Annotated in this window: 13 protein-coding genes; 2 read left to right on the top strand and 11 right to left on the bottom strand. The window is 35.9% G+C overall.

Features of this window, described 5'->3' with window-relative positions:
• Nucleotide 1 precedes the first annotated feature (1 nt).
• Both AMET_RS09430 and AMET_RS25735 read left to right on the top strand, forming a co-directional pair.
• Nucleotides 2–772 (top strand): alpha/beta fold hydrolase, encoded by a 771-nt coding sequence (locus AMET_RS09430; protein WP_012063105.1) that lies wholly within the window; start codon nucleotides 2–4, stop codon nucleotides 770–772.
• A gap of 393 nt (nucleotides 773–1,165) precedes the next feature.
• The gene (locus tag AMET_RS25735) at nucleotides 1,166–1,399 is read left to right on the top strand and encodes a hypothetical protein (protein ID WP_157047221.1); all 234 of its coding nucleotides are present in this window, start codon (nucleotides 1,166–1,168) and stop codon (nucleotides 1,397–1,399) included.
• Between the two features lie 265 nt (nucleotides 1,400–1,664).
• Here the strand turns inward: AMET_RS25735 and AMET_RS09425 are convergent, their stop codons facing one another.
• The 11 genes from AMET_RS09425 to AMET_RS09385 form a co-directional block, all read right to left on the bottom strand.
• Nucleotides 1,665–2,561, bottom strand: coding sequence for a macrolide 2'-phosphotransferase (locus tag AMET_RS09425; protein ID WP_012063103.1), 897 nt, complete (start codon nucleotides 2,559–2,561; stop codon nucleotides 1,665–1,667).
• A gap of 75 nt (nucleotides 2,562–2,636) precedes the next feature.
• On the bottom strand, nucleotides 2,637–3,911 hold the full coding sequence (locus tag AMET_RS09420) for an MFS transporter (protein ID WP_012063102.1): 1,275 nt from the start codon (nucleotides 3,909–3,911) through the stop codon (nucleotides 2,637–2,639).
• A 40-nt stretch (nucleotides 3,912–3,951) separates the two neighbouring features.
• Entirely contained in the window at nucleotides 3,952–5,415 is a 1,464-nt protein-coding gene (locus AMET_RS09415) for an Msr family ABC-F type ribosomal protection protein (RefSeq protein ID WP_012063101.1), read from the bottom strand.
• A 912-nt stretch (nucleotides 5,416–6,327) separates the two neighbouring features.
• Nucleotides 6,328–6,960, bottom strand: a complete 633-nt coding sequence (locus tag AMET_RS09410) for a Vat family streptogramin A O-acetyltransferase (protein WP_012063100.1) — start codon at nucleotides 6,958–6,960, stop codon at nucleotides 6,328–6,330.
• Nucleotides 6,961–7,616: 656 nt separating this feature from the next.
• Nucleotides 7,617–8,210: a helix-turn-helix domain-containing protein gene (locus AMET_RS09405; protein WP_012063099.1), complete on the bottom strand. Its 594-nt coding sequence runs from the start codon at nucleotides 8,208–8,210 to the stop codon at nucleotides 7,617–7,619.
• Between the two features lie 34 nt (nucleotides 8,211–8,244).
• Nucleotides 8,245–9,096, bottom strand: coding sequence for a vWA domain-containing protein (locus tag AMET_RS26245; RefSeq protein WP_012063098.1), 852 nt, complete (start codon nucleotides 9,094–9,096; stop codon nucleotides 8,245–8,247).
• Entirely contained in the window at nucleotides 9,093–10,283 is a 1,191-nt protein-coding gene (locus tag AMET_RS26240) for an AAA family ATPase (RefSeq protein ID WP_012063097.1), read from the bottom strand. Before AMET_RS26240 ends, AMET_RS26245 begins: the two co-directional genes overlap by 4 nt.
• Nucleotides 10,284–10,314: 31 nt before the next feature.
• The gene (locus tag AMET_RS25730; protein WP_207636420.1) at nucleotides 10,315–10,452 is read right to left on the bottom strand and encodes a hypothetical protein; all 138 of its coding nucleotides are present in this window, start codon (nucleotides 10,450–10,452) and stop codon (nucleotides 10,315–10,317) included.
• 38 nt (nucleotides 10,453–10,490) lie between these two features.
• On the bottom strand, nucleotides 10,491–10,643 hold the full coding sequence (locus AMET_RS26235; RefSeq protein ID WP_198135418.1) for a hypothetical protein: 153 nt from the start codon (nucleotides 10,641–10,643) through the stop codon (nucleotides 10,491–10,493).
• Between the two features lie 230 nt (nucleotides 10,644–10,873).
• Entirely contained in the window at nucleotides 10,874–11,551 is a 678-nt protein-coding gene (locus AMET_RS09390; RefSeq protein ID WP_012063096.1) for a superoxide dismutase, read from the bottom strand.
• 605 nt (nucleotides 11,552–12,156) lie between these two features.
• A complete protein-coding gene (locus tag AMET_RS09385; protein WP_012063095.1) occupies nucleotides 12,157–12,702 on the bottom strand; it encodes a DinB family protein in 546 nt (181 codons plus the stop codon).
• Nucleotides 12,703–12,721: the final 19 nt, after the last annotated feature.

Raw genomic sequence — 12,721 nt, 5'->3', positions numbered from 1 at the left:
CATGTCAGAATTAATAAGTAATAAAGCCAGATTATATTACAAAGTAAAAGGTAAAGGTTTCCCTATTATTTTTACACATGGTGCTTCTTGGAACCACATGCAGTGGAATAAACAAGTAGAATTTTTTAAAGATAAATTTATGCTTATTACTTGGGATGTTCGCGGACATGGTTACTCCACTTTACCCGATGGTCCAGTTAACTCTGAAGATTTCAGTTCTGATCTTATTGCATTGATGGACCATTTAAAGCTAAATCAAGCAATTCTATGCGGACTTTCTATGGGAGGACATATCTCTCTTCAAACAGCTATCAAATATCCCCAACGTGTTAAATCTCTTATTTTAATTGGTAGCATATGTAGTAATACCCTTAACCTATATGAAAAAATATTTGTTCCAATCAATCGATTCAGTAGTAATATGCTTTCTATGGAACTCAGTGGAAAGCTTCAAGCGAAGATGCTCTCAAAATTCAATCCTGAAAATTATGACTATATAATGAATGCATTTTCAATGATTACTAAAGACAACTGGGTTCGTATTTGGGATGCTGTAACTAGAATGGAAAGCAAAAATGATCTTCATAAAATAAACTGTCCTACTTTACTTCTAATTGGTGATCATGATACTATGACAAACAAACACCAACCCTACATGCATGAACATATTGAAAATTCAACTCTCAGAACAATAAAAAATGCACATCATTCCACAAACCTAGATAATCCAAGAGCCGTGAATGAAGAGATCATAAAGTTTATTAAACTATAATAACCCTATGAACCCACCCCAGCGACCGACATATCACTGGGGTAAGTTGTCTTATTTTCCCTTCTAGCCACAATATATCATTAGAATTATAGCTTCTTTTAAATCTGCCTTGCTAAGTAAGCAAATATATCCACCACATGAGTCATGCATCTAAACATATTTACTAATTTCGTCTGTTATTAATGTTTTTGAAATATACATCGCTTCTATTATGTTCTTCATGCGGGTATAATTAGAGTCACCCTCCACAAATTTCAGCTGTGCCTTTTCACATTTGCTGAGTACGCGTCAATTAGAACCCACATTTTAATCGCCTTAAAATCATGAGATAATACTTCAAAAGGAGGTCTCTCATGAATAGGGAAGAAAAAACAACTATGTGGCTTGAACGTATTGAATCATATAAATCCCGCCAGGGCTCCGCTACAGATATCTGATTCAATTTGCCAGAAAATATATCATGGGGACTGTACCCTTAGTCCTAGGGAGCAAATCATTCAAGTTTGTAACTCTTATCGCAAAAAACTATTGGATGTCAGAGACTCAGTTGAAATATTCAATTCAACAGTCCCTATGACACCGGCTAGAGTTGAATTAATTGCATCTATTTTGAATAAATTAGAATGATGCCAGTTGCCAATAGTGGGATGAAGGATTTTCTGGGTTATCCAATAGATTTTGATTTTGAAAAGCAATTTAATGATGGACTAGACATTGTTCTTAACGGCATTATGAACACCTATAATGTGACCTGATAAGTAATTTTGAAGGTGTGAAAATACTTGTAAATATATGAAATAAAAACCCTGAATTCTGGACTTTTACTTTCACTTCTCTTTATTTTATAAAGCTGACTAGTCGTTAAGTCTAGCTTAACGACTAGTCACATTAATTAACCTTCACTTGCAAGCATGTACGAAGCTGTCTCATGCATGTCTTTCATACCTGACGCTTGAGCGTATTCGGCAACAGTGATACCACTTGTTGTTAGAAGTTCAACAATATGCTCAGCCATTTTTGACCAAGTTTTCCCTCCGGCATTATCATAAGCGTCTATTAACTTTTTTAGTCCATCTTTACCAAAGAGTAGATGATGGGACATGAAATCTGCAGACACATCAGCTATCCCTACTTCCGTCCAATCAATTAAACCCGTAACATAATTGTTCTTATCAATAAGAATATGGCCTGGGTGTAGGTCTCCATGTTTTACCCCTACATGAGATGGCCAAAGAGAATCTTCAGCTAACCATGCTTGCCAGCGGTCCCATAAGTTTTGGTTGACATGGTATTTTTCTTTCACACGTTTCATTCGCTGTTTCATGGAGGCTCTTAACTCACTAGCACCAAGAATTTCAATACCGATATTTTTGAATTCTTGTTGAGGTAATGAGTGTAGATTTGCTAGCGCTTTTCCTAATGAGTAATCGTATTCGGATGGTACATTGGTTTCATCAAAACTCCATACATAGCCTTGTTTTTCAACGTCAATCGTAGCGGCAGGAACACCACTTAGCTGCTTATAGGCAATTAAGTCTTCTGAGCAGATAGACCAATCGGGAACTTGAAAGCTTGCATAATTATTAATGATATCTAGCGCTTTTTTCTCTTGTAGGGCATGTCTCATAGACTCTGGTCTACGTGGAATCCTTAGTATCCATTTATCGCCGTTTTGAACCTTGACGTGTGCTACTCGAAAATCAACACCAGACTCATTAATTTTAATCGTATCTTCTAAGATATCCAGTCCTTTATTATTTGCTAATTGTTTAATTTTAAGTGTATTCATTTTCATTTCCTCCAAATCATCATTTAATTGTTGTCATTTCAAGGCGGAATAACCGCCATCGCTATTTCTTTAAACTTAATATGGTTCTTGTATTTTATAATCCTTTATTAACAAAGATATGAATACAATACAAATCATCATCATCAATAAGGTAGCCACCAATACTGTCCAATGCATTTCAACCCATTCAAGAACAATTCCATATACTAATGCCCCAAGGGGCATGCCCCCTCTAGAAATCATGCTGACTAAAGAAAATACCCTAGACATATATTCGTTTGGCGTTTCTCTCTGTATATAAGTTTGTACAGGAACAGATATAAATATGTTGGCAAAACTAAAAAGGCCTAGCACTCCTGCCAATAAAGCCAAGTATCCTATTGTACCATTTCCCAACACAGCTAAACTTTTGGGGAAAAGCAAAATAGAAAATATTAACATTGTTCCTAAAAGCAAACCACAACCAATTGTAAAAGGCTTTGTTACTTGCTCCTCTTTTCCAAACAAAACTCCTATTACCACACTCCCTAGTAGCGCACCTAATATAATGACTGTTTGTAAATACCCATATTGAGTATCAGAATATTGTAAATTAGTCTTAAAAAATAATGGTAGAATAACACTAAAAATCGGTTGTGCGACAAAGTAGATGACTAAAAAGAAATAACACATATTACGAATAATCTTGTTTTTCATAATGAATTGAATGCCCTCCAGTAAATCCTTGATAATGCCCTTCATTCCCTCTGTTCTTTGTCGTTTTACATGGACATACCGAATCATCATCTCACTTGCTCCTGACAAGAGAAATGAAATCCCATTAATCAAAAAAACCATCGTAATCCCGAAATTAGCGTATAAAACAGTGCCAATCACTGGTCCTAGCATAATCGATATACTCCTCATAGATGCAACAGTAGAGTTACTTTGTGTCAGCTCTTCTTTATCAACAAGTTGGGGTAGCATTCCCCTTGTAGCTGGTTCAAACAAACCGTTCAATAAGGAAATCACTGCCTGAACTATTAATAATAAAGAAATATTCATGAATCCCCAATATGAGATAAATCCCAAAGCTAATATGACACCTGCACTAATCAAATCCGTTACTACCATAATCTTTTTTCTATTCATTCTATCTCCAATGACTCCTGCAAAGGGATAGATAATCAGGGCTGGTAGCAGTGACAAGAAGGCAAATAGTCCAATTGTAGCAGCTGAGCCTCCAATGTCTATAATATATAGTGGCATAATCATCATTTGTACACTATTGCCTAAATCTGATATCATTCTACCAAGTAGAAACAACACAAAATTAGTATTTAAGATTTTCTTTTTCTTTTTTATATTCATATCTTCACTCCTGTCTTAAAGACTAAAAGGTCCCCACTTGCTATTTTATTTGCACAATTTCTTGATCCTTAATTTCATAAACCACATTAGCAACATTATCAACTAGCCTTTTATCATGGCTGATAAATATAATTGTACCAGCATATTTTTTCATCAACATCTCTAAAGACTCTAGGCTCATTAGATCCAAATAGTTGCCTGGTTCGTCCATTAGTAAAATATTATACTTACCTAGTAACAGTTGAGCTAGCTTCAATTTAATCATTTCACCTCCGCTTAGAACAGCTATTTTTTTGCTGATATCATTCTGTTTAAAGCCCATTGACGCCAACACTGAGCGAATTTCAGATACGTTATAATCGCAGCTCTCCTGCATAAATTCCATTACATTTTGATTAAGATTATACTTATAAGCATTTTGAGCAAAGTATCCGATTTCAGCCTTAGGGGAAATATCAATGCCCTCTTCACGGTTTAAAATCATTTTAATTAAGGTTGTTTTTCCTGTTCCATTGCCACCAGTTAACGCTACTTTAGCCCCAAGTGGAATATTAAAAGAAGCATCTTCAAATAACACTTTATCACCAAATCGTTTCGTCATTTCAGTTACAATAATCGGATAGGGATTATGAAGTTCCAGTGCTGCACTCTGACGAAAATAAATCCTTTGACTATTTTCCGGCGCTTCCACATCTCCAAGGGCTTCAATCTTATGTTCAATTGATTTAGCGGCATTGTGCATCTTCTTTTGCTTACTTCCAATAGTTTTCTGATGTCCCAGACGTCCACCACTTTCAGAACTGTTTTTTCTAGCAGCACCTTTGGCTTTCCGAACTATTTTTTGTGCCTGCTTTCGCTTCTCCTCAGCAGACTTCTCTAATCGTTCACGTTCCGCAACAAATTTTTCGTGCTTTGTAGCCTGAACCTTACGTTCTTCCTCTTTTTGATGAAGATAATCGGAATAGTTCCCCCAATACTCCGTAATCTTTCCATCTTTCAGCTCCCATATCTTATCGACTACCTCATCTAAAAAATAACGGTCATGGCTAATCACTAGCAATGTACCTGGAAAATACTTTAACTGTCCAATTAAAAAATCAATTCCTTCACGGTCTAAATGACTGGTAGGTTCATCTGCAAAAATACCATGGACTTGTTCCGAAAGGGCCTGAGCTATTTTAAGTCTTGTTTCTTCACCTCCACTCATTTTCTCTACATCTAATTCATCAACACCCATTTTACCCATCAATGCAAAATCCTTGGGCTTCTGCAAAGTTGCTTCATCCAATTGGGAAATATAGGCAAATTTTCCTAAGCGTTTGATTTTACTTCCTGAGGGTGTTAATTCTCCTAAAAGCACTTTGAGTAATGTACTTTTTCCTGCTCCATTTGCTCCTACTAAACCAATTCTGTCATAACTATATAATTCTAATTCATCAATCTCTAAAATATCACGTCCTAAATATTCTACACAAATGTCTTTTGCTTTTATTAATAATGTCATTTTTATTCCTCCTGATCCCATGGCTTTCATTTATCTTTTCGCAGAGAAAGTCCTGTAATTTCAACAGTAAGGATTATATGAAAATATAATACATATGTGTTCCTCCTCTTTCATATTTTCTTTTTTTATCCAATTAAAAAAGCACAGGTTGGCTACCTATGCTTTGAGTAAAGGAATAATGCATAACAAAATAGAAACACCTTGTATTTCATTATAGAAACAAGTTGTTCTTACACATTAAATATATGGTCATTTCAAGAAAACTTTTCAATAGAATTTTTCAATAAGCAAAAAAACATGTACCATTATTCATTATACAGATACATACTTGCTAAAACTTAAAAATCTGCAGCTAAACAAACCTACAAAAATAGTCATAGTTTTAGCCCTACTGCTATTATAATGGTGATTTTTCTTATTGATCTTAATTCTATTTTTAGGCATACAAAAAGAGGGTAGATTTATCCCTCCTTTTTAACGTCTTATATGCATTTATTTCCCGTTAATAAGGTTTTCTTAAAAATAGGCAGACTAATCCCGATTACTCTACACAAAGGTAGATCCTTTAAGCACTATTCAATTAGTTACATAAAGTTATGAAATCGAGTTCTAAACATTCCACACATTTTTAAGCAATCCTCCATTCATTTTAAATCATTAATATAGTAACATATATATTTGACTTTTGCAAACATAACTTCCGTCCCCTTACTTTTTCTTGTATTTGTTTATTTCTGCCTAAAAGTACGCCCCAATAAAAAATTCCCTCAAACATATTAGTTTGAGGGAACATTTAAAGCATGCTAATTCTGTTCTATTGACACTACTTCCTCAGCATCCGTTTTCTTCCAATTGCAGCTTTGCTACCTTTGAATAACCTTGCATAAGAAGTACATCTAATTATTACCAATCTTATCCCATTAATTGATCCAGTCCATCTCCTGATACTAACATTTCAAGATTATCAAAAACTTTACCTTCATCCCAATTCCACCATTGTAGTTTTAACAAAAATGCTATCTTTTCATCACTAAAACGCTTCTTAATAAGTTTAGCTGGGTTCCCACCATAAATTGTATAAGGTTCAACATTTTTTACTACTGTTGAGTTTGCAGCAATGATAGCACCGTCTCCCACATGAACCCCCGGCATAATCGTAACATTTTGGCCGATCCATACATCATTGCCAATCACTGTATCACCTTTAAAGGGTAAGTCTTCTACTGTTGGCGTGACTTTTTCCCAACCACCAGCAAAAATATTAAAGGGATAGGTTGTTATGCCATCCATTCTGTGGTTCGCTCCATTCATAATGAACCTTATCCCCTCTGCAATAGCGCAGAATTTTCCTATTATCAGTTTATCTCCTAGAAATTCATAATGATGCTCTATATTATCGTAAAATCTCTCAGGAGATTTTTTATTATCACTATAATAAGTGTAATCTCCAATCTCAACATTCGATCTTTTAGGTAAGTTGTTGATAAAGCAAACTGTTTTCAAATTTTCATTTGGATATAACTTTTTCTTATCTGGTCCAGTCATAAAGTTTACTCCTTCCTATCATTTTATCCACTTTTAAATGCTGTTCATATTCTTATTTGAAAGGAAAATTATCTCTAGTAAATTAATTGACCTATCTTATTCGATTCCTCAGCAAACCAAATCCCACCGTCTTGCCCGAGTACAATCAAAATAAAAAACAACAAAACCTTCCGAGCTCAAAAGCTTTGGAAGGTTTATAAGTATCACAATGTTATTAGGCTTATCACAAAGAAAGCTGTTTTAAACAAAAACAACTAGTCATTTCTTAATGAATATAACTAAAACGACACTATCATAATCCTATCCAAAACTTTTGCAGCAGTTTATGGTATTCCATTAAACATCTCATGTATGAATCACTCAAGATGCTCTGACTTTACCAAGACTACTTTAATTGTTTTTATAATGGATAAGATTATTTGATCATTTTAGCTAATCACCTCCGAATAATTTTAACTAGATTATAGCATTGCAACTATTTCATGTCAATGAGCCACTTTAAAATTACATTATTTTACTGTAATCTCTAGCTCTGCTTAAAATAACCTTTCTTGTATTTATCAGTATCTTATTTTATTCAATTTGCATATAAAAATCGTCCATAGCGTAATTCTCATATACACCGGTTTTGTTAATTCTGAGCCCTGTTTTGGACATCAGAATAGATTATTTGAATACACTAATAAACCATGTTTAATACAATATACATAGAGCTTACCACCAGTGATTATAGGAAACCTACATGTTGGACTTTGTTCTGGGTACAAGCGATAAAAAAATACTTTATCGCTTTTAACATAAGCCACAAAAGAAATATAATGTTCTTTGGTCATTGGATGGTCAAAGGTGACAAAGTAATCAGTCTCTATTTCTTCAACTGTGATTTTTGGTGCATTATTTGTATCCGTAGGCAAAATACGTTCTAATTTTCTTCCGCAACAGAAGATAGAGGCACTTCCTGTACTAAACAAAATATTTCCGCAGGAGGGACAGACATAAAAACGTATCTTGTCAATGTTACCTCCATCTGGCTTATTGGGAGTAATTTCACCCTCCATCATCTGTTTTATATCAATGTCAAAAATAGCAGAGAGTTCCGGCCATAGCGACAGATCAGGACACCCTAAACCACATTCCCATTTAGAAACTGTCTTATTTTGAATACCCAAGGCATCTGCAATATTTTTCTGTGTAAGCTTTTTTTCCTTTCGCAGTTTGGCAATCAATTTACCTATTTTCACACAATCCATGTCTCCACCTCCATTTCCGCTTAGTATAACATACTCACAGAAACCTTGCGATTATTTGTACTAACCTTGCTGCGAGCTGCTTCAAATCAGTTATATCCAATGTATTTTCAGCTCCGTAAAGTTCACGAATCGCCTCTTTATCCTGTCCAATAGCTGCAGCAAGGAACTGGATGCCTTTACGTCGATATTCTTCTAAAGTATCTTTCATATCATGAGCTGCTTTTTCACCTGTGTAATCAGGCATCGCCTTAGGCTGTCCGTCACTGATGCTGATTATTAATTTGGTTTTTTGTGGTGCATTAAGCAATCTATCTGAAATAATACGTAATGCCATACCATCCCGGTTATTGCTGCGAGCCTGAATGTTCATCAGCGCATATTTTTCATTTACGTCTTTGCTTTCAAAGTCTACATATGCATAAATAGACATTTGTTCCAGCTTGGAGCGGTCTGCTGTATCCCCGTAAACCATTATCGGAATGCCGCATCCAGTGCAGAATTCATATAAAGCGACAGCTGCCTGCTTTGCTGCATCTAAGCGGCCGAAGGCTGACATAGACGCTGATTCATCAATCCTAAGAGCAACTGCAATAGAGGGTTCTTCCCCAGGTGGGCGTTTACGGGCAAATACGCGAAAATCCAAAGAAGTGGCTTGATCTGCACAGAATTTTGTGCCGTAAAGCTGAGATTTAGCGAATTCAAAGGAAACTTCATGCTCTAAAAGTGGGTTTGTTTTGCGGACTAGTTCCCGAATGACCGGTAACAAGGTAGCAGCCATGTTATGATATTCTTCCCTGTTTTGAGCGGTAGCTTCCGGGCGGTGGACAATTAGCTTGATTGCATCATGGAAGCTTCCTTGAACACTTTGCCGAGCTTCTGTGTTCAACTGTTTACGAAATTTTTTTTTTGTAATTCGATTGTATCAGATTTATCGGACTCATGGTAAAATGGAGTGCCATCTTCTCCATTATCGTTGCTTGAAACATCAGTATTTTTATCACAGCTGGTATCCGAATGTCCCTCACTGTCTGCTGATTTTCTCAAACGGATTGCATTTTTATCAGCTTTATCTGCTTCTGCAGTGTATTCTCCACTCTCGGAAATATGAAGTTCCATCACTTCTGGATTCTCTCCATCTGAATGAGAATGACAGACAGTATCCAATTCTGCAAGCTTATCTGTCAAGCCATGACTTGCTAGTGCCTGTTCTAAAATGGCAAGCTCCTGTGGGTCAGTGGTAATTTTGTAGAGTACCTTATGATATAGCGTATTTTTTACTGATGCACCACTTGCTACGGCATCAATCCAAAAGATATAGGATCTCATCCCAGCCACACCTTTGATTGCATTAGCTCGGGCTGTTTCATCCATCAAAATAATCGTTTCGCCTAAAAGAGAAAGAACATTTTCAGAATGATAACCAGTCTTAGCTTCGGCTCGTTCCATCATAACTGCTTTGGGTGGTAAGTCTAGTTTTTCGGCATGCTGTACTCGATCACGCAAAGCTTCATTTAAAGGACGGTAGCCATTGTAGCCACGGTTTGTTGTAATAACAACAATAAAATCCGGATGCCGGTGTACGATACGAGTAGGTAAGTTTAGGCTGCCATCTGGTTCTAATGCGGAATTCAGAGCCATTAAAACAGCTGCGTCCCGGATAACCGTCGGCTCCTGAATTTCCAAGAGCCATCCATTTTCATAGGCACGAACAATTTCTGACGGATAATACTGATATTCAATCTTGCCTGATATATCGTCTTTTTCAGGTAATACTGGAAGAATAGAACCAAGCACATCGGATTTATCCATATCAGCAAAACAGGTTACTTTCGTATAAGGCAGGTTAAAATCAGCAGATAGGGCTTTAGCAAGCTGGGTTTTTCCTGAACCTGCGTCCCCCTCCAGCAAAATTGTACTGATTTTCATTTCACCGCGGTTCCAATTTCTTACTACTTCTTGATATATACGTTCTTCTGCTTCACTTCCAATATGTGAGGGCGTTTTTTGCCAGACAAGGGATTGCTCCTCTTCAGTCAGTTGTCTAGCAGGTGACAGAATACAGGTCCCTTTCATATCACAGGTATCACAGGGACGGTTCTTTCGATTACGTTCCTTTTATTTCCACTATAACCTCTAAAATTTCTATATTATCTACTGCCTTTAAAACATGGATCTTCATCCCATTTCTTACTTTTCTATTTGACGTATGTTTATCACCTATATATATATTATAAAACCTCATTTTCATTTCATAAATAAGGAATTTCCTTGTCTTCCTCACTAATCAAAAATATTATCCCTTGAAACCACAAGTCTAAGCTGGTTTCCAGAAGGATCCTCAGTAGTGAATACACCTTCTTCCTCTTTTACCTGATAATTAAGATCTCTTAATTTCTTTGTGACTTTTTCTCTAGCTTCATCACTAGGAAACATAAGAGAAAATGAACTCATGCCCACACTATTTTCTGAAGGCGCAGGAGCGCCTATTCCGTTCCAGATATTTATACCTATATGATGATACCCCTCCCAAAACTTGCATTACCTTCATTAGTAAAATAACAACAGTCAACAGAACCATCCCTTTGATTTCGAATCAAAAACCTGACAAAATCTATGTCAGGTTTTTAATGTATACCAAAATTTCCTTCAGTTTGTTTGATTAATTATCTAGCTGCTTTATATCGTCTTGCAACTTCATCCCAGTTTATCACATACCAGAAATTACTTACGTAACTTCCACGCTTGTTTTGATACTTCAAATAATAGGCATGCTCCCAAACATCAATGCCTAGAATTGGAGTTTGCCCGCCCATATATGGCCTGTCTTGATTTGCTGAGCTAGTTACCTTTAGTTCACCCTTATCAATTACGAGCCATGCCCATCCACTTCCAAATCTTGTTGTTGCAGCTGCTTCAAATTGATTCTTAAATTCATCGAAACTTCCAAATGTTTCAGTAATCCTTTCAGACAATTCTCCAGATGGTCTTCTCTCTTCTCCAGTTGAATTAGGAGCCATTATCTCCCAAAATAATGCATGATTCGTATGTCCCCCTACATGATTTCGAACAGCATTTCTTGCTGAATCAGGTAAATCCGTTGATAAATCATTGAACCCTTTCAAAAGCTCAACAGAAGATTTGTTGTGAGGTTCAGGGAAATCCTGCAAACCTTTATTTGCACCATTTACATAGGCATCGTGATGACGGCTATGGTGAATATTCATGGTTTCCTTATCAATATAGGGCTCTAAATCCTCATATGAATAAGGAATATTGTTTAAAGCAAATGGATAAACCTGCTTTTCCACTGCCTTTATCTCATTTGATTCGTTCATTAACATAGATTTTTCATTTTTTTTTCATTTTACTATTTCTCCCTTCATTTTTAATTTAATTATTACTCTTACTGGATTAGCATCTAATTTGGAGTAGCTTATCTTCTCAAAGATAGTGAGTCGTATTTAGTTTTTCATATGCCATTGCACTTCACTATTTACTGTTAAACATGTCTTGTGCAATTTTTGTTCAAGAAATCAAATTGTTTATTGATAATCTCTTTATAAACTTACCCTTATTTGATATTGATAATCATTTGTATTTAATAAGAATTCATAAGCCATCTCTCTAATTAAAAAAAGGACTAGATTTTTCTAGCCCTCCCATCACAACATATTTCTTTTCTATTACTACCAAACACTTGGTGTCAGTATTAAAAAGTCTAATATTACTTAGGTGAATTTCACCTTGCTTCTTTTCAACCTGAGTCTTACAGTAATAGGTCCAATTGCTTTAAAATATCTTCGTCTATCGTGAGTTGATGGTTTCCTATCTATAGCTTGGCTAGTTCAATTTGCTATTGCAATTTACGGGTTTACAAAATATTGATAAATGGCAGTTATATTTAACAGGGGGATTTATGTTCTTATGTAGAGAACGTCCCCTTGGCTCAATATTTCCTTGAGGCATAAAGAAATCGACAGTAACCAATCTCAGAAGCATTTTTCATAAGTTCGAGGTTTAGCCACGCAGCAAGCTCATACAATGGTCTTTCTTCAAAGGGCCACTTCGTTTTTTCACAGGATAGAAATTCCTCGTCTGATACCATGGCTAATCTATTCTTCCAATCATCATACAATTGTTTTATTTTTTCTCTAACAACTATCATGTCGCCAGGCCAATGGATATCTTCACGAGTTAGCGTTCCATTTCCAAAAGAGTAATCAAAGACCATTGACCACCAAAATATGATATGCCAAGTTATCCAAGCTATACTCGAAGGTCCAATATCGTAATCCTCCGAATCTGGCCAATCTGCCTTCCAGATTCCTAATTCATTTACAACGTGAAGTCCTTTTGAACTAGGCCTCCAAAGACATTCTTCGTCGCCCAGACCCTTAAGGTGAATTTGTAACATTTGCCATGAAATATCCAATTGAAAATTAAATGCATTATGAAGACTATCTATTGAATTTTGAGAATTATCATCACTCATCGTAGCTCCCCTTACTTTT

The organism is Alkaliphilus metalliredigens QYMF (genome assembly GCF_000016985.1).
Taxonomy (GTDB): Bacteria; Bacillota; Clostridia; order Peptostreptococcales; family Natronincolaceae; genus Alkaliphilus_A; species Alkaliphilus_A metalliredigens.
This window is presented reverse-complemented; position numbering and strand designations above follow the sequence as displayed.